Below are 20682 nucleotides of genomic sequence, written 5' to 3' on the forward strand. Positions count from 1 at the left end.
GCATAATCAAGACTGTTTTGCGAAGATCCTCTCCTTTTGAGGGTCAGTTGTTGGGCGAGAAAACAGCACTATTTCTATCTCAGAAACTAAAGGAATATTCAAACTGCCGCTTCTCAAAATAGGTTATGTCCAGTTTTGACGGATGAAACCAGCTCGTCCTGAACCTTCACGGTAGGCGTTGTAATGCGCCGTATTTTTCTTATAAAAATCTTGATGATAGTCTTCTGCTGGATAGAAAGGTTCAGCAGGTTCGATTGTTGTCACGATTGGATCTGTAAAGCGACCGCTTGCTTGCAAAGCGGCTTTTGAAGCTTCTGCGATTTTTCGTTGTTCTTCACTATTGTAATAGATGACTGGACGGTAAGAGTCCCCACGGTCTGCGAACTGACCAAAGGCATCTGTAGGATCGGTTTGTTGCCAATAGATAGCCACGAGTTCTTCATACGTTATTTGTTCAGGATCGAAAGTGATTTCTACGGCTTCTGTATGTCCTGTGGTTCCAGTTGTTACTTCTTGATAGGTAGGATGAGGGACATGTCCACCGGTAAAACCTGAGACTACCGAAAGAATTCCTGGTAAAGAATCGAAAGGTTTGACCATACACCAGAAGCAGCCGCCGGCAAAAATTGCAGTATCTTTCATTGTGATTCCTCCTTTGGTTTTATGGTATGCTTCTTATAGAGAAAGACAAGCGATATGCTTATAAGAAACGGCCAAAGAAAGCGAGGTTTGCTGTGGATACGATCATCATTTTATTGCGGGGGAATTCTGGCAGCGGAAAAACGACAGTAGCAAAAGCGCTGCATCAACAATTAGGGGCAGAAGCGGTGTTGATCTCACAGGATGTATTTCGCCGAGAAATTTTTCACGTGAAAGATACGCCTAATAATCATGCTGTAGGTCTAATGATGGAGGCCCTTTTATATGCGCGAGGGAAGGTTCCTTTCATCATCGTTGAGGGAATTTTTGCCCGTGAAAAATACCAGGACTTCTTGCTCTTTTTACTAGAATCCTTTGAGAAGTGTCTCATTTATTATTTTGATGTGCCTTTTCAAACAACGATTGAAAGACACCGAACACGGCCGCAACGGGTATTTTTTTCCGAATCATCGCTACAAAAGTGGTGGCTCGAAAAAGACCTTCTCTTTGGGGAAAACGGCATAGCGTCCAAGAGCAATGATACGAGTAATAAATCAGTCCTCTCAAAAGAGAAGATGTTTACAGAGAAGCAGACAATATCTGAAATGATCACGATGATCTTGGAGGATACGAAACAGTTTCAAAAATAGCCTTGAAGCAAACGATCTGTTTTCCAAAAAAACTAAAGTGAGGTATCTCTATGTTAGACAAATCAATTCCTTATGCAGAAATTTGGATGGAGCGCATGGCTGCGGATGAAGTAGCACCGGTCCCTGACTCAAATAACTACATCATTCAACCTTATCAATCCGGTGATGCGAGTGAGTGGGCGCGGATTGAGACAGCGGTGGGAGAATTTGATACAGAAGCCGCGGCACTTGCGTATTTTGAAAAAGACTTTCTCCCCTATGAATCTCAATTGCCGCAACGAATGTTTTTTGCAGTGGATCCAGAAGGAACAAAGGTAGGAACAGCGACTGCTTGGTGGAAGAAGAAGCAAGATGGCAACATTGTGCCGCTCGTTCATTGGGTAGCAGTCATTCCCAGCGCTCAAAGACAAGGGATCGCTCGCGGCTTGGTAACCAAAGTTATAGAAACATGCCAGAACCAAACGGCAGATTCCGAAGAATCTGCTGCCGCTATTTTTCTCCATACGCAAACATGGAGTCATGCTGCGATTGGACTGTATCAACAACTAGGCTTCAAACTTATTGATACAGACTATCAGGGACAGATGAATCCCGAGTACGAACAAGTATTGACTATTTTGAGAGACGTGGCGCAGAAGGAAAACGGGCAGTAAAGCCAATCATTTGCAGGCATCGTTCTGTTCAGTACCCCTCTTAGCGACTTCTGAATTTAAACCTGTAAAAATTCCTTGTTTTCAAGTATAATACCAAAGGAGTATCAGGAAGGATGGGCAAGATGGCACAACTTTTTTTTAAATATGGCGCGATGAATAGTGGCAAAACGATCGAGATTTTAAAAGTTGCACATAATTATGAAGAACAAGACAAGCCGGTCGTGATTATGACCAGCGGCATCGATACCCGAAGCGGGATCGGAACAGTTTCCAGTCGTATTGGGTTAGAGCGTGACGCCATTCCGATTTTCGATGAGACCGATTTGTATCATTTAGTAAAAGATCTAGGATATCAACCCTATTGCATTTTGATTGATGAGGCACAGTTTTTGAAAAAACACCATGTCTTGGCGTTTACTAAAATCGTAGACGAATTAGGCATTCCTGTGATGGCATTTGGTTTAAAAAATGATTTTCGCAACGAATTATTCGAAGGTTCTAAATATCTGCTTCTTTATGCAGATAAAATTGAAGAAATGAAAACGATCTGCTGGTTCTGCCACAAAAAGGCGACCATGAATCTGCATTACATTGACGGTAAACCAGTCTATGAAGGCGATCAAGTTCAAATTGGCGGTAATGAAGCCTATTACCCTGTTTGTCGCAAACACTATTTTCACCCTGGAATCAAAAAAGAAGGAGAATAAAACATGTACGATCAGTTACAAGCGATTGAAGACCGTTATGAAGAACTAGGCGAACTGCTTAGTGATCCCGCTGTCATTTCAGATACGAAACGGTTCATGCAGTTGTCCAAAGAAGAAGCAAATACCCGAGAGACTGTCGAAGTGTATCGCCGTTACAAAGAAGTCGTTGAAGGCATCAAAGATACAGAGGAACTATTGGGCGAAAACTTGGATGCAGAAATGGCAGAAATGGCTAAAGAAGAACTATCTGACTTAAAAAAAGAAAAAGATGTTCTTGAAGACCGCATCAAAATCTTATTATTACCAAAAGATCCCAATGATGACAAAAACATTATCATGGAAATTCGCGGGGCTGCGGGTGGAGATGAAGCGGCACTATTTGCTGGAGATCTCTTTAATATGTATCAGAAATATGCGGAAACACAAGGTTGGAAAGTCGAAGTGATGGATGCCAACGTTACCGGCATCGGCGGCTACAAAGAAGTCATCATGATGATCAGCGGTGAGAATGTCTATTCAAAATTGAAATATGAAAGTGGCGCGCATCGGGTACAACGCGTGCCGTCGACAGAATCTCAAGGACGAATCCACACATCTACAGCAACCGTAGTCGTGATGCCAGAAGCAGAAGAAGTAGAGATCGATATTGCTGATAAAGATATCCGAACAGATATCTATCATGCTTCAGGCGCTGGTGGTCAGCACGTCAACAAAACGGCATCAGCTGTCCGCTTGACACACTTGCCGACTGGTATCGTCGTTGCCATGCAGGATGAGCGTTCACAGTTGAAGAACCGTGAGAAAGCGATGAAAGTCTTGCGGGCAAGAGTATACGACCAAATCCAGCAAGAAGCACGAAGCGAATACGATGCAAATCGTAAATCAGCAGTGGGAACTGGGGATCGTTCTGAACGGATCCGTACGTATAACTTTCCGCAAAATCGGGTGACGGACCACCGCATCGGGTTGACTATCCAAAAATTGGATCAAATTTTGGCTGGAAAACTTGATGAGATCATTGATGCATTGATCATGTACGATCAAACATCAAAATTGGAAGAAATGCAAAATGGGTAAAACCTATCGAGAAGTCCTTTCACGGGCTTCTTCTTTTTTAGAAACAAAGGGACTGGAAGGGTATGCGATCCAATACCTTTTTCTGGCTCGTAAAAATTGGCAAAAACTAGATTGGTTGCTGCATATGGATCAGCAAATTTCGCCAGCTGATAAAGTGCAAATTGAAGCAGATCTGCAGCAGCTTTTAGCGCATCGTCCCCCCCAATACCTTTTAGGCTATGAAGAGTTTTATGGCCATCGCTTCAAAGTAACAGAAGACACATTGATTCCTCGACCGGAAACGGAAGAATTAGTCGCTTTGTGTCTGGAGCAAACAGAACCTGCAGAGAATTTGCGGGTCGTAGATATTGGGACAGGGACAGGTGCGATCGCGGTCTCTTTGAAATTGGCACGTCCTCACTGGCAGATCGCTGCTGTTGATCTTTCAGAGGCCGCATTGGCGGTAGCTAAAGAGAATGCGGCGCAATTAGGTGCGGAGGTCGCTTTTTATCAAGGCGACACGCTGACACCAGTGGGGGATCAATCATGGGACATCATTGTATCAAACCCGCCTTATATCAGTGAGCAGGAGTGGGAGCTGATGGATGCCAGTGTGCGTCAGTTTGAACCCCAAATGGCCCTTTTTGCAGCGGAGAATGGTCTAGTGATGTATCGTAAGATTGCAGACCAGGCAAAGAAGTTATTGACACCTGACGGAAAAATCTTCGTCGAAATCGGTTTTCAACAAGGCAAATCTGTCCAGCGTATTTTTGCGGAAGCTTTTCCAGATAAAAAAGTTACGGTCATTCAAGATTTATCTGGAAAAGATCGGTTGGTCGCAGTACAATAATCCACAGCATGTGGACAACCATTTTTTTGAAAAATTTTTTTGATAAAAAACAGTGATAGAGTAAGACTTACTTGCGAATAAAAGTTATAAACAGGGTTATCCACACTTGACAAACGATTTATCCACAAAATGTGGATAAAAACCGAAAAAATGTTGATAAGTGTGGAAGTCCTCAAAAAAAGGATGTGGATAAACTGTGGAAACAAAAAAATTTAGTGAAGAACAATTATCCGAAGCAGCAAAAATTTTAGCCGCGGGTGGATTAGTTGCTTTTCCTACAGAAACAGTGTATGGCTTAGGCGCTAACGCTCTTTTGCCTGAAGCGGTAGCACAAGTCTATGCCGTCAAAGGAAGACCTAGTGACAACCCATTGATCGTCCATCTCGCCGACCCGGAACAACTGAAGGATTATGTGGATAACTTGCATCCAGCAGCGGAAAAATTGATGGCAAAGTTTTGGCCTGGCCCCCTAACATTGATTTTTTCTATCAAAAATAACAGTTTACCGTCTATTGTGACCGGGGGGTTATCCACAGCGGCATTCCGTATGCCAGCGAATAAAAAAACACTTTCAGTCATTAAACAGGCACATGTCCCACTAGTCGGACCTAGCGCAAATACCTCTGGCAAGCCAAGTCCGACCTCAGCTGAACATGTATTGCATGATTTGAAAGGAAAGATAGCTGGTGTGATCGATGATGGGACTACTAGGATCGGAGTTGAATCAACAGTCTTGGATTTAAGTGATCCGACAGCAAACCCAATGATCTTGCGTCCAGGAGCCGTGACCAAAGAACAATTAGAAACGGTTTTAGGCAGTGAAGTCGAAATAGATAAACACCTAGTATCTGAAGGTGAAAGACCCAAAGCACCGGGAATGAAATACAAACATTATGCTCCGGATACAAAGGTTGTGATGGTTCGGTCAGAGGACTGGCCAGCAGCACTCGATTGGGTCAAGCAGCAGCGATTGCGAGCAGGTGTCTTGGCAGGCCCATCAATTTGTGAGACAGCCAGATTTGAAACAGCAGCTGTTTACATGTATGCGGACGACACGGTTGAGGCAGCAGCAAAAGGACTTTTTGCAGGTTTGCGAGCCTTAGATGAATCGATCGCTGGCTTGGAGATCATTTTAGTGACCGCTTTTCCTGAGACAGGGATGGGCAGCGCCTATATGAATCGCTTGAAAAAAGCAGCCAATCAAAATTTTTTTCAGGTAAAATAGAAAAAACGCTGCTTTGATCATAGGTAGTGCTTAGGAAATATGATACAATGCTAGCATTAAGGTAAAGGGGTGTTGTATGAATGGACTATCAAACGTTTGATCCTGATTTATGGCAAGCCATTGAAAAGGAAGCGGATCGCCAACAAAACAATTTAGAATTGATCGCATCTGAAAATATCGTTTCCGCAGGTGTAAGAGCGGCTCAAGGCAGTATTTTAACAAATAAATATGCCGAAGGATATCCAGGTCGCCGTTACTACGGTGGTTGTGAATTTGTCGATGTTGTTGAAAATTTAGCAATTGATCGTGCCAAAGAACTTTTTGGTGCGGCCTATGCAAACGTACAGCCTCACTCAGGCTCACAAGCCAATACTGCAGCATATCTAGCGTTGATTGAACCAGGAGATACGGTGATGGGCATGGATCTATCCGCAGGTGGGCATTTGACCCATGGCTCTCCAGTCAATTTTAGTGGGAAAACCTATCACTTTGTTAGCTATGGCGTAGACCCAGCGACTGAAGTGATTGATTATAATGTCGTACGGATCTTAGCGAGAAAGCATCAACCAAAATTGATCGTTGCTGGTGCAAGTGCGTATTCACGAACAATCGATTTTGCCAAATTCCGTGAAATTGCTGATGAAGTCGGTGCTAAGTTGATGGTAGATATGGCACATATCGCAGGATTAGTTGCTGCTGGTCTGCATCCAAATCCAGTTCCTTATGCAGACATCACTACTTCTACGACCCACAAAACCCTTAGAGGGCCTCGTGGCGGCTTGATTTTGACCAATGACGAAGACTTAGCGAAAAAAATCAACAGTGCAGTCTTTCCTGGCATTCAAGGCGGACCTTTGGAACATGTGGTCGCTGCCAAGGCAGTCGCATTCAAAGAAGCATTGGATGAAGACTTCAAATCCTATTCAGAGCAAGTGATCAGAAATGCGCAAGCAATGGCAAAAGTGTTCAATCAAGCACCGCAAGCACGGCTTGTTTCTGGTGCAACGGACAATCATTTATTGCTGATTGATGTGCGAGGATTTGAGCTTAACGGAAAAGAAGCCGAAGCATTGCTTGACCAAGTCAACATCACAGTCAATAAAAATTCGATTCCATTTGAAACCCTTAGCCCATTTAAAACGAGCGGTATTCGTGTCGGCACACCGGCAATCACTAGCCGTGGGTTCAAAGAAGAAGATGCTGTGGAAGTAGCAAAACTGATTGTCAAAGTGTTGGAACACCCTGAAGATACGGCTGTTTTGGAAGAAGCAAAAGCACAAGTGAAAGAGTTGACGGACAAGTATCCGTTGTATTAAGATGTAGCAGGAAAAGGGTTTGAGCCGATGCTCAGATCCTTTTTTGAAGGAATATGGCTATGACGTGATGCAAGGTTGTATCAATCGTTGATTTGCTTTAAAATAAAAGAAAAACCAAAGGAGACTTTTAAAATGGGTAAATTCCAAGTAATTGACCACCCCTTGATTCAACACAAATTAACAATGATCCGCGACAAGAACTGTGGAACGAAAGTGTTCCGTGAAGTTGTCGATGAAATCGCCATGTTGATGGCGTATGAAGTATCACGGGATATGCCCCTCGAAGATGTAGTGATCGAAACACCGATCGAAGAATCGACCCAAAAAACACTTAGTGGTAAAAAAGTAGCAATCGTACCGATTCTACGGGCCGGACTAGGCATGGTCGACGGTATTCTAGAGTTGATCCCAGCGGCTAAAGTAGGACACATTGGTATGTATCGTGATGAAGAAACCCTTGAACCACATGAGTATTTCGTTAAATTGCCTGAAGACATCGACACTCGTCAGTTATTTATTGTTGATCCAATGTTAGCAACTGGTGGTTCAGCGATCATGGCCATCGATGCGTTGAAAAAACGCGGTGCTTCTAACATGAAGTTTGTTTGCCTAGTTGCTGCGCCAGAAGGTGTGAAAGCATTGCAGGATGCCCATCCTGATGTGGATATCTACACAGCAAGCTTAGATGACCGCTTGAATGAACATGGCTACATCGTTCCTGGATTAGGCGATGCTGGTGACCGTTTGTTTGGAACAAAATAAAAGAAAGAGCGTGGAACAAAAAGTGAAAAACACTTTTGTTCCACGCTCTAAACACGTCTAAACGCTGGGAGTAGGAGCAACTCCTTCGGAAATAAATCGAACTACTCAAAAACTACTCAAACATTTGAAAAGCAATTTCCGTGTATTCCTCCTTATTTCTTGGAGATTACCACTTTTGTCCCAGTCTCCTTTTGAACGAACTACATTTTCGTTAACTGTTTATAATTAATGATCAATACACCATTACTTTGTGTAACAAGCTTTTGATTCTCCGCTGTCTGATTCAATTCAACAACCGCAGAGTTCTTAAGCTGCTTAGTGACTGTACCGGTTTGTTTTATTCCATGGATCGTGAACATGACAGGAGTAGCGACCTCAAAATTTGCACCTTCAGCTGACGGGACAACGGTTGTTTCGAACTTACCAAATGTTGCCATGTAAAAACCTCCTTGATATAGTTAAATTATACCACATTTTTTGAAAATTTTCAGTAATCCTATTTTTTCCCTAAACTTCTCTTTACAAAGTTGTGTTTTTTTCTTATAATCTTCTTTGTGTTAGTTGCCAGCTTAGCTCAGTTGGTAGAGCAACGCACTCGTAACGCGTAGGTCACAGGTTCGAATCCTGCAGCTGGCATTGAAGCAGTCTAATTAGACTGCTTCTTTTTTTAGATGATTTTTTTAGAGAAAACTTTAAAGTTTCTAAATTTTTTCTGAATGAGAACGGGGAATCCTTTCTTTTCTGCGCAAACATCACTATAATGGATAAAGATTCTACAGAAGAGAGTGTGGGCATGGAAAATACACGAATAAAGAAGAATGATAATCGAATTGACTACGGTGTGATATTACCCGTATTTTTATTGTGCTTGATTGGGTTTGCGTCATTGTATGTCGCATTGACGAATGATCCAAGGAATCCATCCGTGGGAAAAACCTTAGGATTTCAAGCTTTATGGTATGTACTAGGAGTTATCGCAATTATAGTGATCATGCATATAAAATCCAAGTGGTTGTGGAAGTTGACTCCCTATATTTACGGAGCAGGATTGCTGGTAATGCTGGGTCTCTTGAAGTTCTATGATGCAGGGTTAGCCGACTCTACGGGCTCGCGAAACTGGCTGCGTTTTGGCTCCTTTACGATCCAGCCTTCGGAATTGATGAAGATTGCCTTTATCATGATGTTGGCGCTGGTGGTCACCCATCACAATGTTCGTCATCGAGATCGAGATTTAAAGACGGAGGGCTTATTGATCGCTAAAATGTTAGCTGTAACCATTCCGGTCCTAGTTTTAGTCATGCTGCAAAAAGACTTTGGAACGATGTTAGTTTTCTTAGCTATTTTTGGTGGGATCTTTTTGATGTCGGGGATTTCTTGGCAGATCGTGATCCCAGTTATCGCCGCTTTTGTTTTGATAGGGGGCGGGACCATCTTTTTAGTTACAACAGATATGGGACGAGAGTTTCTCTATAATGTCGGCTTTAAAGAATATCAGTTTGCACGTATCGATTCTTGGTTAGATCCGTTTCACGATACTCAAGGCCAGTCTTTCCAACTAGCTTATGCTTTAATGGCTATTGGGTCTGGTGGGATGTTCGGTAAAGGGTTCAATGTGAGTGATGTCTACGTGCCAGTTCGTGAATCAGATATGATTTTCTCTGTGATCGGAGAGAACTTTGGGTTTGTCGGCAGTGCCTTTGTGATTTTATTATATTTCATTTTGATTTACCGAATGATTCGGGTTTGTTTTGATACAAACAATGAATTTTATGCCTATCTTGCTACCGGGATCATCATGATGATCTTGTTCCATGTCTTTGAAAATATCGGTGCTAATATTGGCTTATTGCCTTTGACAGGTATTCCATTACCCTTCATCAGTCAAGGGGGATCGGCATTATTAAGTAACATGATCGGCATTGGCTTGATTTTATCGATGCGCTATCAGGCTGAGAGTACACCAAAAACCTTGTAAGGAGATAGCTATGATCACATTTTACTGGTATCCGAAATGCAGTACATGTAAAAATGCGAAAGCTTGGCTAGAAGCAAATGGGATTCCCTATGAGGCCATTGACATGATCAAAGAGGTGCCTACGAAGGCGCAATTGTTACAATGGATCACCTCTAGCGGCTTGCCAGCTCGCCGCTTTTTTAACACAAGCGGAATGAAATATCGTGAATTAGGTTTGAAAGAGAAAGTACCAACGTTGTCAAATGAAGAAGCCGCAACTTTGTTGGCCACAGACGGCATGTTGATCAAACGCCCATTGTTGATTAGTGAAGATCGCTTTTTGATCAATGGGTTTAAAGAAAAAGAATATGAAGGAGTCTTGTTAGAATCATGGAAAAGAAATGCTTGAGAAAAAAAGATAATTTGTGGGTACTGTTCAATGGCAAAGAATACTGTGTTGGTTTGACAAAAGAAGCACAAGAAGAATTAGGTGCTGTGTCTTTTGCTTCTTTGAAAAAAGTTGGTACAGCCTTGAAACAAGGAGATACGCTAGTGGAGTTGGAAGCAGAAAAAGCTGTCAGTGAATTTCCAAGCCCATTAACAGGCGTGATTTCTTCTGTAAATGAAAAAATCGATCAAAACGTTGATATCTTAAACGACAGCGATGAAATGAACGCTTGGCTAGTCAGCTTTAAAGATGTTGATCCAAGTCAATTTGACGAATTATAAAACAAGATCCAACCACTGATTTACAAAAAGAATTGACAGCAGATTGAGACGTTGCTATAATTTGCTCAATAAATGAATGCTTTGAAAAGAAGAGTACATGTTCTTGACGTACACAGAGAGCCCTGTTTGGTGTAAATGGGCAACGAAGAGAAGATGGAAGATGGTCTTTGAGCAGGATGGGTGAGTCTAAGGACAAGCCTATCACGGGATGCACCCGTTACTGTGCAACAGTATGCGAAGAAATTCAAGTACTGGAAGAGGCTGTTGATGCGAGTCGACAGTAAATCAAGGTGGTAACACGGAAGTTGTGCTTTCGTCCTTTGTAACAGTATAATGTACAAAGGATGAAAGCTTTTTTTGTGTTTAACTAGTGAATGAATAAAGAAAGATGGGAAATTTATGGCATTAATCGAATTGACCCACGTAAAGAAATCCTTTGACGGTAAAAGTGGCGCAGTCCATGCCGTCAATGATGTTTCTCTGCAAGTGGAAAAAGGCGATATTTATGGCATCGTTGGTTATTCAGGTGCCGGCAAAAGTACATTGGTTCGTCTATTGAATGGATTAGAACTTCCTTCAGCTGGTGATGTAGTGATCAATGGTCAAAATATTTTAGCCTTGAAGAACAAAGAATTACGAGATTTTCGTAAAAAAATTGGAATGATTTTTCAACACTTTAACCTCTTGTGGTCACGAACAGTATTGGAAAATATCGAATTACCATTAGAATTGGCAGGGATCCCCAAAATCAAACGCCGCGAGCGGGCACAAGAGCTGGTAAAACTTGTCGGGTTAGAAGGACGCGAAAAAGCTTACCCTTCCCAATTGTCAGGTGGCCAAAAACAACGGGTAGGAATTGCCCGTGCGTTAGCAAATGAGCCAGAAATCTTGCTATGCGACGAAGCAACCAGTGCTCTTGACCCTCAAACAACCGAAGAAGTTCTGGATTTACTGCTGTCCATCAACAAAAAACTGAATTTGACGATTGTACTGATCACCCATGAGATGAACGTGATTCGCAAAATCTGCAATAAAGTAGCTGTAATGGAATTAGGCAAAATCGTTGAAGAAGGTTCCGTACACTCGGTGTTTCGTCATCCGCAACAAGCTGTGACTAAGCGCTTTGTGCAGCAAGATTTGGAGCCAGAAGAAGATCCCGAGGAATTGCGTCAAGCCTTTTTAAGAGAAAATCCCCATGGCCGCTTAGTGACATTGACCTTTACGGAAGACAATGCGAATGAACCAATCATTTCGCAAGCGATCCGAAAGTATCTGATTGATGTCAATGTTGTTTATGGCAAGATTCAGCAAACGAATGAAGGCTCTTTTGGCGCATTAACCGTTCTATTGACCGGTGAAACAGCAGAAATCGATAAAGCATTGCGCTTTTTTGCGCAAGAACAAGTAGGCGTGGAGGTGATCGAGCGTGGGTAAATCATTTTCAGAAACCTATTTTGATTTTGAAAAAATCGATTGGGCAAACATGCAACAAGCGACGATCGATACGTTATTTATGACATTCTTCTCTATGGTACTAGTCATTGTGATTGGACTAATACTAGGATTGGCTCTTTATTCATTAGGTCGCAAGCAAACATTTGGATCACGCTTTGCCTATACCTTAGTCTCGATTATCAGTAACGTGTTTCGTTCAACTCCGTTTATGATCTTGATGGTTTTGATTATACCGTTTACGACACTATTGGTAGGATCCTTCTTAGGGGCAAAAGCTGCGATTCCAGCATTGGTTCTATCAGCAGCTCCTTTTTATGCACGGTTAGTAGAGATTGCCTTTCGAGAAGTAAGTCCAGGTGTGATTGAAGCTGCCGAGGCGATGGGAGCAAGTTACTGGGAGATTATTTATAAGATTATCATTCCTGAGAGTGTCCCAGCATTGATTTCGGGCATCACTGTCACCACCATTTCAATGATTGGTTACACAGCTATGGCAGGGGCGATCGGTGCCGGAGGCCTTGGTTCATTGGCTTGGCAAGAAGGCTTTCAACGGGGAAATTACACTGTGACGCTTGTAGCAACAGTGATTATTTTAATTATTGTCTTTATCTTACAAGCAATCGGCGACTTTTTGACAAAAGCAACAGACAAACGCTGATTGGCTGAAAAAGAAAAACATCAAACAGAAAATTGGGAGGAATAAAAATGAAAAAGATTTTTGGTTTTGCAACAACAGTATTGTTAACAGTCGCTTTAGCAGCCTGCGGTACAGGTTCAAATAACAGCGCCGATTCAACATCAGCTAGTGGAGAAAACACGAAATTGGTGGTGGGAGCATCTGTCACACCCCATGCAGAAATTTTAGAACAAGCAAAACCATTGTTGGAAAAAGAAGGAATCGATTTAGAAATCAAAACCTTCGATGATTACATCTTGCCAAACAAAGCTTTAGAAAATGGCGATATCGATGCCAACTATTTCCAACATATCCCTTACTTGAACAAGCAAATTGCCGATAATGGCTATGACTTTGTTAATGCAGGAGCGGTTCATATCGAACCGATGGGGTTGTATTCAAAACGGATCTCTGACATTTCTGAATTAGCTGAAGGTGCAACCGTGATTACTTCAAATTCGGAATCCGATTGGGGTCGTATCTTAACGATTTTACAAGATGCTGGTGTGATTAAGTTGAAAGATGGTGTCGATGCTGAAACAGCAACATTTGATGATATTGCTGAAAATCCAAAGAAATTAGAATTCAAGCATGATATTGATCCTTCATTATTGGCAACGGCTTACCAAAATGATGAAGCAGACCTAGTGGCCATCAATGCGAACTTTGCTTTTGGGATCGACTTGAATCCAGCAGATGATTCTGTTTTATTAGAAGCGGATAATTCACCATACGTCAATGTGATTGCCGTACGCAGTGGCGACGAAAGCAGCGATAAAATCAAAAAATTGGTTGAAGTGCTTCACTCTGACGAAATCAAAGACTTTGTCGAAAAACAATGGCAAGGTTCTGTGAAAATCGTTGATGCGGACGCTAAATAGTTTCCTTCATTAAGCAGTACAAACAGAGCAGTGACATAAGTTAAAAACAGACGAAACTTACTAAATGATAAAGAGATTTGACCTTCCTCGCAATCTTGCGTCGAAGACCTCCTGAATCGCAGGAGTAATCTCTTTACGTTTCGGTTAGGTGGTTTGTTTCATACTTTTGTCACTGCTCTTTTTTAATTCCAATCTAGCAAAACAGAACGGTTATGCCAAATCATTTCATACAGCAGCGGCAATTCAGGGTGCTTTTTTAATAATTGATCGTAGTGGGGGAGCTGGCTAAGAAACAGACGAATGAGTGTGAGGGTATCAGGTGAAAGTGATCCACTCCCTTTAAACAAGATCAGATTGCCTTCCAATAAAGCACAGAGCAAGTGGATTTGAGTGATTTTGACAAGACAGATTTGAAAGGAGTCACTTCCCAGACGTTCTTTGAGCAGTTCTGCAGCAAATATTTGGTTCAGCAAGTAGGTATCTTCTTCAGATAAATAGAAGGCTTCAAGTCCAAGTAATTGTTTCCATAAGAAAAGATAGTTGCGTTCATGGCGCAAATAAAAGGCAGGGACAAAGTTTTTTGGAAAAACTGTAGCTAATGCGATCCCATTTTCCAGCGGATAAACCGCTTTTCTTTTTTCATGGATTGTTTTGATACAAAAGAAGGCCTCACTGGAACTTTTTATCAAGTGTGGACGCATCCAGCGCAACAATTGATAATGGAAAAAACGGATTTGTATTTCGTTCCCTTGTAAAAGTGGAAAATGCTTGCGATTCAGAGATAAGTGATACGCTGCCAAAGAGGATGATAGAGCAGTGAAACGTCGATTGACACTGGAAGGGCTCAGGTGGCATTTTCTGCATAATAATGGATAAGTCAACGAAGGTTCTTCCAGCTGGGTGTTAAGAATACGGTAGTTACTGCTCTTTTTTACAAGAGAAGCGATGACTTTTTTTGTAACTCAGTAACCGACATTGCTTCCGTCTGTAAATAATCAAGTTGGCCTTTTTTAATCAAAAATTTGATTGGTAACTTGATACCTAACTCGCTGGCGATCATCCGTCTAATAGTCTTGACGGAGATCCCTTGTTGCAGGGCTGCTTGTTGGAGGGGGAGCGGCCTTTCTTTGAAAAGACTACGGATCAGACGCAACATGCGCAACACTTCTTTCTCGAGAAAATCCTCCAAGTTGTGAATCACCTCTTTCGGATGAGATTACATTTATTATAGTGGATAACTAGTTTCTTGGTTTTTTTAGAAAAGAATAATCATCAAAGTTTAATAAATAATTTTCACTACAAAGAGACAGATGTGGAGCTAATCAGCTTAAAAGAGAAAAAAATGAAGAAAATAAGGAAAAAAACAGGGATTCTGGATTCATAGTAGGGAATGATGGAAGGGGAAATTGGGTGATCCTGCAAGCAGTGTCGCTTAAAAGCAGACTCAAAAGAACCGCACAACTGAATAGCTGAAAAATAGTAGGGCAACACTAAAAAACTACTAGGCTAAGAATACCTTAAGCCTAGCAGAAAGTGTCTAGCTATCCCTCCCTCGCTGGAGATTTGGTACGTAATGCAGAGAAATAAATTATAGAAAATCAGCTTGCTTCACTAGGCAATAAAATGGTTTGGCGCTGACCATCATCATAGGCATAAACGGTTTGAGGCAAATACTCATTGTAAGCAATCGGCAGATCGATACACATCCCAGCACGGCGATCATCTTGTGAAAAATGAATACTAACACGGCCGTCATTATTTTTTACGTGAAAAGTTAATAGATTTTCTAACGGAATAACGCCTTTCAGATCCAAGTCAATGATCAGCCATAAACTATCGATCAATTCTCCCGGCATGGTTTGGACGATACCGCCAGAAGCATAGCGGCTGCGGCTACTGTCAAATGGTTCAAACATGGTTGTTCCCTCCTTGAGGATAAAGTCGGTCGTGGGTCGGCAATCGAAAGATAGAATCAACTTGTTTAAAATAAGACCACTCCTCAAGGAATGGTCTTATTCTTTACTTGTAGCAAAAATTATTCTTGATCTTCACCAATAACAGCTGGTTCTGCTGCTTCACCGTTTTCGTCATCTTCTGAAAGTTCTTGTGCTTCAGCAACAGCAACGATTTGTTCTTCGGCTTCTGTGACGATCGTATAATCATCATTTTTCTCTAAATCGCCTACAGTCAACGCGTCACCAATTTCAAGTCCAGTGACATCAACTTCAATACGTTCAGGTAATTTATCTGGTGTTGCGGATACAACGACACTGTATAAGTTTTGTGTCAATACGCCGCCGGCTTTCACGCCTGCTGCATCACCAACTAAGGTCAATTCAGCTTCTACCTCAGTTTCTTCATTCATATCGACTGAGATGAATTCAACATGGGTCAATGCACGAGTGAACGTGTCTGATTGAAATTCTTTGATCAGTGTATTTACTTTCTTGCCTTCTAAGTTCATAGTGATTACGGTATTCAAACCATTTTCACGTAGCAGTCTTTCTAATTCCGCTGCATTGACTGCAATCGGAGTACTGTCTACTTGATAACCATTCACGATAGCAGGTACTTTTCCTTCGTGACGCAATTTGTTCCGTAATGAACGGGGGCGAACTTCTCTTTTCGTAACTTCTAATGATACTGACATAACTCAATTCCTCCTAAAATTTCCCGAAAAAAACGGGATGTTTTTAAGCAAATTTTGTTAACTCTGCACATTAAGTGGTACGTGAGTAAAAACACGCAAAAGGGCAGTTGTTTACACAACTGCCCCAGAAAGTTTTGGTTCAACTTTTCTCCACCAGGTCGTAACGCTGTGTATGAGAAACTTTATTTACTTTACTCTTTAACCTTACGTGGAAAGTCGAAGAAAGTCAAATGAAATGATGAGTCGAGGATTTGCAAGCAATTAAATCTGAGCTATAATAGCCAAGATGGAGAGAAAACAATGCGTATAGACAAACTGATAGAAGAGCGGTTAGCGACCTCTCGCAAAGAAATGAAACGTCTTTTTCAACAAGGGAAAGTCTTGGTGGATCAGCAAATCGAACGGAACCCATCTCGAAATGTCGACAGTCGATTGCATGAAATCAAGGTTGCTGGGGTACTGCTGCAAACAAGAGATGTGTATTACTTACTCAATAAGCCAGCGGGGGTGGTGACAGCAAATATAGATCACCAGCACGCCACAGTCATTGATCTTTTACAGCCAGAAGACCGACAGGCGACACTTTATGCAGTGGGACGTTTGGATCGCGATACAGAAGGATTGGTATTGTTGACGACGAATGGGCAGTTAGGCTATGAATTATTGCACCCAAACAAGAAAGTGCCGAAACGATACGATGTCATTGTCAATGGTCCGGTAACAGCGGAAGATGTGGCTGCTTTTGCTCAAGGCATCGTTTTTCATGGAGGTGTCGTTTGTCAGCCTGCCAAATTGACCATAGAGATGACTTCAGGTAGGCGGTCCTTTGTTCATCTAGAGATTGCTGAAGGGAAGTTCCATCAAGTGAAGAAGATGTTTTTAGCAAGAGGGAAAAAAGTGATTGCCCTAAAAAGAGTTGCAATTGGTCCTTTGGAACTAGGGGATCTATTGTCCGGAGAATACCGGAATCTCACCCAATTTGAATTAGAAAGCCTAGCGAATTATTTTCGCTGAGAAAGAGGAGACTATGACTTATAAAACACTGTTATTTGATGTCGATGATACGATTCTTGATTTCCAAGATACTGAACATGAAGCGCTGACAGCTCTTTTTGCGGAACAAGGTCTGACGATGGATCTCGAAATGAAACAGACTTATCAAGAGGTTAATCACGGATTGTGGCAACAATTTGAACAAGGGAAGCTGTCTAGAGACCAAGTAGTCAATGAACGATTTGGCTTATTTTTTAAAAAGTATGGGCGAATCGTCGACAGTGAAGCGATGGAAAAACACTATCGTTCTTACTTGGATCAAGGGCATAAATTATTAGGCAATAGTCAGCTAGTGTTGGCCGAATTGGCTGACAAGTTTGATTTATATGTTGTGACTAATGGTGTCTCTAAAACCCAATACCGCCGTTTGTCAGATGCTAAGTTGATGCCTTATTTTCGGGATATCTTTGTATCAGAAGATACAGGTTATCAAAAACCAATGAAAGAATTCTTTACCTATGTTTTTGACCGGATTCCTAATTTTGAACAACAAAAAACAGTCATTATTGGTGACTCATTGTCTTCAGATATTTTGGGCGGACATTTGTCAGGGATCGATACAATCTGGCTGAATCCTAACAAAAAAGCGGCTTCAACAGTTCTCCCAACCTATGAGATCCAGTCGTTGGATCAATTGCCATCGTTATTAAAAGACTGATTTCTTAGAAATGAATAGTAATTTTTCAGAATTTCGCTATAATAGAAACAGTGTAAATTTTAGAGACGAAAGAGGTTAATTGAATGACGAATGGCAAGCCCATTATTATTGGTGTGACTGGTGGTTCTGGTAGTGGAAAAACAAGTGTGAGCCGAGCGATTTTCAATCACTTTCCCAATCATTCCATTATGATGCTTGAACAAGACTCTTATTATAAAGATCAAAGCAACTTGAGCTTTGAAGAACGGTTGAACACAAACTATGATCATCCGTTTGCCTTTGATACTGATCTATTGATCGAACATCTGCAGAAACTCCTTGCCTACGAAACGATCGAAAAACCGGTCTATGATTATGTGGCACATACTCGCAGTGAAGCAACGATCATTCAGGAACCAAAAGAAGTGATCATCCTTGAAGGAATCTTGATTTTGGAAGACGAACGTTTGCGAGACTTGATGGATATCAAACTGTATGTAGATACGGATGATGATATTCGAATCATTCGTCGGATCAAACGAGATATGGAAGAACGCGGACGAACGCTGGATTCCGTTATTGAACAATATTTGACAGTAGTCAAGCCTATGTATCATCAATTTATCGAACCTACGAAGCGCTATGCAGATGTCATCGTTCCAGAAGGCGGCGAGAACCACGTAGCGATTGATTTGATCACAACGAAAGTTGCAACATTCTTAACCGAAAGCTGAGCATCTTTTCTTTCGAAAACACTTATTAAAGAATTTTTTTGATAAAGCAGTAGTTTTTCTTTATCAATTATGGTAAAGTATACCTCATGCGACGAGTCGAGATGGTCTAGCTTTGACTGACCAGATTGATAACAGAGGCACAAGGAGCGATCCACCTGCCGGATGCAGGGTGTCGGAATATTCCTTTTGTGGAGATAGGGTATTCTACTAGTAATAGTACTGTGAATAAAAAACAGCTTTGAACATTCATGTTCAAGGCTGTTTTTTTGTCTATTTCTGTAGGGGATAGCGATAGATCATCGATTCTTCTCCCCAAGGATGATAGCCTGTACCCATCAGCTCAAAACCAAATTTTTCATAAAACGAAACAAGATCTGTACATAAATAAAGGGTCGAGAAACCAGCAGTAGCGGCAGATTGCTTGATAGTATCGATCAAAAGCCGAGCACCACCTTGTCTGCGATAGTGAGGATCGACATAGAGGGCGCGCAGCCAAGGCATCAAATCCATTCGGCTGATAAAATCATTCGTGATCAGTCCACCACAGCCAATGATCGAGGGGACAGCAGCGGCTTGGTTATCCACGAGTAGGAACCATTGCGGTAGATCGGTATCAGCAAAACTGTGGGTCAAGCTATCTTCATACACTTTCATGGATGCGGGACTCGCCCATTTTGATTGAAAATAAGCGATCGCTTCCTGTAAATATTCAGGATGTTCTCTTAAATGAATGACTTTCATTTTTATCCCACCTTTGGCAAACGGATTTGAAAAATAACGCCTTTAGGTTGTAGATCACGTACACTGATTTGCCCTTTGTGTTCCTCCACGATTTGTTTGGCGATGGCCAAACCGAGACCATAGCCGCCGGTTTCTTTTGAACGGGAGCGATCTTCCCGATAAAAGCGTTCAAAAATATGTTTCTTGTCTTCATCGCTAATAGATGGACCTGTGTTTCTAACTTCGAGCAGCCAATACTTGTTGGAAATTTCTGACAGCAGTGTGATATTATCTCCTTGACTTGTATATTTCAGGGCATTATCCAATAAAATTACTAATACTTGATGTATTTTTTGGGGGTCGAAGACAGCAGTTGTCGTAGCTAGGTTTTCCAAGACAAATTGTTTATTATTCATTTTGGCAATCTCTTGAAACGGTTTTGCCAGTTCTTGAATGAAAGGAGCGATGGCAATGGTTTCTTTGGCTAACATCTGCTGGTTGGAATCGCTGCGGGCAATCGTCAATAAATCCGCTGTCAATCCAGTCAACCTCCGGGTCTCTGCTAATGCTTGAGCAATACTTTCTGATTCCTCAATGATCGTATGATTGGGCTTAGTGAAGGTGCGCTCTAAACTGTTTTGGATGATCGTCAAAGGCGTCCGTAATTCATGAGAAGCATTTTCGACAAATTCTTGCTGTTTTTTCCACGAAGCGAGGATCGGCCGCATTGTCAATGAAGAAAGGTAGTAGCTGATACCGATTGACAAGATCCAAAAGAAAATCATCGATAAAATCAAAATTGTTTGAAAGTTGTTCATTGCATTATTGATTTGGTTGGTATTGGCCAACACTTGAACATAGGCTACCCCTGATTGGTTCGTAGGCGCGGCAACCGTGATCGAGTGAAACAGCAAAGTCTCCGCTTCATTTTGATCGCTTACGGTCAGTGATTGAATCGTATTTAAATGTTCCGTATCTAATTTGAGTGAAGCTAGCTGAGAGAAACGTCCGCCTAATGATTGTTTGTTTACTATCGTACCGTCTTCTGACCAAAGAATAAATTGGGTGTTGAAACGATTGGTTCCAGGAATCTTTGGCATTGCTGTATTGGGCGGTAAGGCAATGGCTTCGTTTTGATTAGCGTTGTTGATCTCTGCTTGGACCAGACGTGTATCTTGGACGGCTTGTTCAAGGGCAATATCGGTTTCTTGATATGCAGATTGATCAAATAATTCTAGTACAATGATTCCGAGCAATGTAAAGATCAATGCAAAAGCGCTGATATTGATCAAGAACAATTTAAGTCGCTGTTTCTTAGAGAGTTCTTTGTTCATT

Annotated in this window: 25 protein-coding genes, 1 tRNA gene and 1 other annotated feature; of the genes, 18 read left to right on the forward strand and 8 right to left on the reverse strand. The window is 41.7% G+C overall.

The window, feature by feature from the left end:
* Positions 1–123 precede the first annotated feature (123 nt).
* Positions 124–642, reverse strand: coding sequence for a peptide-methionine (S)-S-oxide reductase MsrA (gene msrA / locus DVW06_RS05950; RefSeq protein ID WP_003128511.1), 519 nt, complete (start codon positions 640–642; stop codon positions 124–126).
* A gap of 92 nt (positions 643–734) precedes the next feature.
* On the opposite strand from msrA, the gene DVW06_RS05955 reads away from it, so the two are divergent.
* The 8 genes from DVW06_RS05955 (at position 735) to upp (ending at position 7858) form a co-directional block, all read left to right on the forward strand.
* Entirely contained in the window at positions 735–1289 is a 555-nt protein-coding gene (locus DVW06_RS05955; RefSeq protein WP_003128512.1) for an AAA family ATPase, read from the forward strand.
* Between the two features lie 50 nt (positions 1290–1339).
* Entirely contained in the window at positions 1340–1942 is a 603-nt protein-coding gene (locus DVW06_RS05960; protein ID WP_003128513.1) for a GNAT family N-acetyltransferase, read from the forward strand.
* A 122-nt stretch (positions 1943–2064) separates the two neighbouring features.
* Positions 2065–2649: a thymidine kinase gene (locus tag DVW06_RS05965; RefSeq protein ID WP_029487305.1), complete on the forward strand. Its 585-nt coding sequence runs from the start codon at positions 2065–2067 to the stop codon at positions 2647–2649.
* Positions 2650–2652: 3 nt separating this feature from the next.
* Positions 2653–3726 carry a peptide chain release factor 1 gene (gene prfA / locus DVW06_RS05970; RefSeq protein ID WP_003128515.1) on the forward strand — a complete coding sequence of 358 codons (1074 nt, stop codon included), beginning with the start codon at positions 2653–2655 and terminating at the stop codon, positions 3724–3726.
* Positions 3719–4555 (forward strand): peptide chain release factor N(5)-glutamine methyltransferase, encoded by an 837-nt coding sequence (gene prmC / locus DVW06_RS05975; RefSeq protein WP_003128516.1) that lies wholly within the window; start codon positions 3719–3721, stop codon positions 4553–4555. The genes prfA and prmC overlap by 8 nt, the downstream gene beginning before the upstream one ends.
* A 196-nt stretch (positions 4556–4751) precedes the next feature.
* Positions 4752–5780, forward strand: a complete 1029-nt coding sequence (locus DVW06_RS05980; RefSeq protein WP_005472815.1) for an L-threonylcarbamoyladenylate synthase — start codon at positions 4752–4754, stop codon at positions 5778–5780.
* A gap of 80 nt (positions 5781–5860) precedes the next feature.
* Positions 5861–7096 carry a serine hydroxymethyltransferase gene (gene glyA, locus DVW06_RS05985; protein ID WP_005472813.1) on the forward strand — a complete coding sequence of 412 codons (1236 nt, stop codon included), beginning with the start codon at positions 5861–5863 and terminating at the stop codon, positions 7094–7096.
* A 132-nt stretch (positions 7097–7228) separates the two neighbouring features.
* On the forward strand, positions 7229–7858 hold the full coding sequence (gene upp, locus DVW06_RS05990) for a uracil phosphoribosyltransferase (protein WP_005472811.1): 630 nt from the start codon (positions 7229–7231) through the stop codon (positions 7856–7858).
* Positions 7859–8058: 200 nt separating this feature from the next.
* On the opposite strand, the gene DVW06_RS05995 is transcribed toward upp, so the two are convergent.
* A complete protein-coding gene (locus tag DVW06_RS05995) occupies positions 8059–8295 on the reverse strand; it encodes a hypothetical protein (protein WP_003128523.1) in 237 nt (78 codons plus the stop codon).
* A gap of 126 nt (positions 8296–8421) precedes the next feature.
* Here DVW06_RS05995 and DVW06_RS06000 point away from each other — a divergent pair.
* The 7 genes from DVW06_RS06000 to DVW06_RS06030 all read left to right on the forward strand — a co-directional run bounded on the left by DVW06_RS06000 (position 8422) and on the right by DVW06_RS06030 (position 13553).
* Positions 8422–8494 (forward strand) — tRNA-Thr (locus DVW06_RS06000).
* A gap of 157 nt (positions 8495–8651) precedes the next feature.
* The gene (locus tag DVW06_RS06005; RefSeq protein WP_137264503.1) at positions 8652–9833 is read left to right on the forward strand and encodes an FtsW/RodA/SpoVE family cell cycle protein; all 1182 of its coding nucleotides are present in this window, start codon (positions 8652–8654) and stop codon (positions 9831–9833) included.
* Between the two features lie 10 nt (positions 9834–9843).
* On the forward strand, positions 9844–10221 hold the full coding sequence (locus DVW06_RS06010) for an arsenate reductase family protein (RefSeq protein ID WP_003128525.1): 378 nt from the start codon (positions 9844–9846) through the stop codon (positions 10219–10221).
* Positions 10203–10541: a glycine cleavage system protein H gene (locus DVW06_RS06015; RefSeq protein ID WP_003128526.1), complete on the forward strand. Its 339-nt coding sequence runs from the start codon at positions 10203–10205 to the stop codon at positions 10539–10541. Before DVW06_RS06010 ends, DVW06_RS06015 begins: the two co-directional genes overlap by 19 nt.
* Positions 10542–10613: 72 nt before the next feature.
* Positions 10614–10865: a binding site (T-box leader), on the forward strand.
* 75 nt (positions 10866–10940) lie between these two features.
* Positions 10941–11975 (forward strand): methionine ABC transporter ATP-binding protein, encoded by a 1035-nt coding sequence (locus tag DVW06_RS06020; RefSeq protein WP_003128527.1) that lies wholly within the window; start codon positions 10941–10943, stop codon positions 11973–11975.
* Positions 11968–12654, forward strand: a complete 687-nt coding sequence (locus DVW06_RS06025; RefSeq protein WP_003128528.1) for a methionine ABC transporter permease — start codon at positions 11968–11970, stop codon at positions 12652–12654. The genes DVW06_RS06020 and DVW06_RS06025 overlap by 8 nt, the downstream gene beginning before the upstream one ends.
* A 47-nt stretch (positions 12655–12701) precedes the next feature.
* Positions 12702–13553, forward strand: a complete 852-nt coding sequence (locus tag DVW06_RS06030; protein WP_003128530.1) for a MetQ/NlpA family ABC transporter substrate-binding protein — start codon at positions 12702–12704, stop codon at positions 13551–13553.
* A 182-nt stretch (positions 13554–13735) separates the two neighbouring features.
* Here DVW06_RS06030 and DVW06_RS06035 read toward each other — a convergent pair whose 3' ends face one another.
* The 4 genes from DVW06_RS06035 to DVW06_RS06050 form a co-directional block, all read right to left on the reverse strand.
* The gene (locus tag DVW06_RS06035; protein WP_081131410.1) at positions 13736–14500 is read right to left on the reverse strand and encodes a helix-turn-helix domain-containing protein; all 765 of its coding nucleotides are present in this window, start codon (positions 14498–14500) and stop codon (positions 13736–13738) included.
* Positions 14485–14742: a hypothetical protein gene (locus tag DVW06_RS06040; RefSeq protein WP_029487302.1), complete on the reverse strand. Its 258-nt coding sequence runs from the start codon at positions 14740–14742 to the stop codon at positions 14485–14487. Before DVW06_RS06040 ends, DVW06_RS06035 begins: the two co-directional genes overlap by 16 nt.
* A 409-nt stretch (positions 14743–15151) precedes the next feature.
* On the reverse strand, positions 15152–15469 hold the full coding sequence (locus DVW06_RS06045) for a DUF960 domain-containing protein (RefSeq protein WP_003128534.1): 318 nt from the start codon (positions 15467–15469) through the stop codon (positions 15152–15154).
* A gap of 119 nt (positions 15470–15588) precedes the next feature.
* Positions 15589–16203 (reverse strand): 50S ribosomal protein L25/general stress protein Ctc, encoded by a 615-nt coding sequence (locus DVW06_RS06050; RefSeq protein WP_003128535.1) that lies wholly within the window; start codon positions 16201–16203, stop codon positions 15589–15591.
* Between the two features lie 300 nt (positions 16204–16503).
* Between DVW06_RS06050 and DVW06_RS06055 the strand changes: the two genes are divergently transcribed.
* The 3 genes from DVW06_RS06055 (at position 16504) to udk (ending at position 18627) form a co-directional block, all read left to right on the forward strand.
* Complete coding sequence (locus DVW06_RS06055) at positions 16504–17217, forward strand: pseudouridine synthase (RefSeq protein WP_003128537.1); 714 nt, start codon at positions 16504–16506, stop codon at positions 17215–17217.
* 13 nt (positions 17218–17230) lie between these two features.
* Positions 17231–17914 carry a YjjG family noncanonical pyrimidine nucleotidase gene (locus tag DVW06_RS06060; RefSeq protein ID WP_003128538.1) on the forward strand — a complete coding sequence of 228 codons (684 nt, stop codon included), beginning with the start codon at positions 17231–17233 and terminating at the stop codon, positions 17912–17914.
* Positions 17915–17997: 83 nt separating this feature from the next.
* On the forward strand, positions 17998–18627 hold the full coding sequence (gene udk / locus DVW06_RS06065; RefSeq protein ID WP_003128539.1) for a uridine kinase: 630 nt from the start codon (positions 17998–18000) through the stop codon (positions 18625–18627).
* A 270-nt stretch (positions 18628–18897) separates the two neighbouring features.
* Here udk and DVW06_RS06070 read toward each other — a convergent pair whose 3' ends face one another.
* Both DVW06_RS06070 and DVW06_RS06075 read right to left on the reverse strand, forming a co-directional pair.
* On the reverse strand, positions 18898–19368 hold the full coding sequence (locus tag DVW06_RS06070) for a GNAT family N-acetyltransferase (RefSeq protein WP_003128541.1): 471 nt from the start codon (positions 19366–19368) through the stop codon (positions 18898–18900).
* 2 nt (positions 19369–19370) lie between these two features.
* Positions 19371–20681, reverse strand: coding sequence for a sensor histidine kinase (locus DVW06_RS06075; protein ID WP_137264504.1), 1311 nt, complete (start codon positions 20679–20681; stop codon positions 19371–19373).
* Between the last annotated feature and the right edge of the window lies 1 nt (position 20682).

It is taken from the genome of Enterococcus sp. ARL09-542 (genome assembly GCF_005234805.1).
GTDB lineage: Bacteria > Bacillota > Bacilli > Lactobacillales > Enterococcaceae > Enterococcus_D > Enterococcus_D gallinarum.

Coding starts and splice junctions, on each gene's coding strand:
- DVW06_RS06070 (WP_003128541.1), bottom strand. CDS start 19,368: ATGAAAGTCATTCATTTAAGAGAACATCCTGAATATTTACAGGAAGCG.
- DVW06_RS06020 (WP_003128527.1), top strand. CDS start 10,941: ATGGCATTAATCGAATTGACCCACGTAAAGAAATCCTTTGACGGTAAA.
- DVW06_RS06005 (WP_137264503.1), top strand. CDS start 8,652: ATGGAAAATACACGAATAAAGAAGAATGATAATCGAATTGACTACGGT.
- DVW06_RS06015 (WP_003128526.1), top strand. CDS start 10,203: ATGGAAAAGAAATGCTTGAGAAAAAAAGATAATTTGTGGGTACTGTTC.
- msrA (WP_003128511.1), bottom strand. CDS start 642: ATGAAAGATACTGCAATTTTTGCCGGCGGCTGCTTCTGGTGTATGGTC.
- prmC (WP_003128516.1), top strand. CDS start 3,719: ATGGGTAAAACCTATCGAGAAGTCCTTTCACGGGCTTCTTCTTTTTTA.
- upp (WP_005472811.1), top strand. CDS start 7,229: ATGGGTAAATTCCAAGTAATTGACCACCCCTTGATTCAACACAAATTA.
- DVW06_RS06010 (WP_003128525.1), top strand. CDS start 9,844: ATGATCACATTTTACTGGTATCCGAAATGCAGTACATGTAAAAATGCG.
- DVW06_RS06055 (WP_003128537.1), top strand. CDS start 16,504: ATGCGTATAGACAAACTGATAGAAGAGCGGTTAGCGACCTCTCGCAAA.
- DVW06_RS05995 (WP_003128523.1), bottom strand. CDS start 8,295: ATGGCAACATTTGGTAAGTTCGAAACAACCGTTGTCCCGTCAGCTGAA.
- DVW06_RS05960 (WP_003128513.1), top strand. CDS start 1,340: ATGTTAGACAAATCAATTCCTTATGCAGAAATTTGGATGGAGCGCATG.
- DVW06_RS06060 (WP_003128538.1), top strand. CDS start 17,231: ATGACTTATAAAACACTGTTATTTGATGTCGATGATACGATTCTTGAT.
- DVW06_RS05965 (WP_029487305.1), top strand. CDS start 2,065: ATGGCACAACTTTTTTTTAAATATGGCGCGATGAATAGTGGCAAAACG.
- glyA (WP_005472813.1), top strand. CDS start 5,861: ATGGACTATCAAACGTTTGATCCTGATTTATGGCAAGCCATTGAAAAG.
- DVW06_RS06050 (WP_003128535.1), bottom strand. CDS start 16,203: ATGTCAGTATCATTAGAAGTTACGAAAAGAGAAGTTCGCCCCCGTTCA.
- DVW06_RS06045 (WP_003128534.1), bottom strand. CDS start 15,469: ATGTTTGAACCATTTGACAGTAGCCGCAGCCGCTATGCTTCTGGCGGT.
- DVW06_RS06075 (WP_137264504.1), bottom strand. CDS start 20,681: ATGAACAAAGAACTCTCTAAGAAACAGCGACTTAAATTGTTCTTGATC.
- DVW06_RS06030 (WP_003128530.1), top strand. CDS start 12,702: ATGAAAAAGATTTTTGGTTTTGCAACAACAGTATTGTTAACAGTCGCT.
- udk (WP_003128539.1), top strand. CDS start 17,998: ATGACGAATGGCAAGCCCATTATTATTGGTGTGACTGGTGGTTCTGGT.
- prfA (WP_003128515.1), top strand. CDS start 2,653: ATGTACGATCAGTTACAAGCGATTGAAGACCGTTATGAAGAACTAGGC.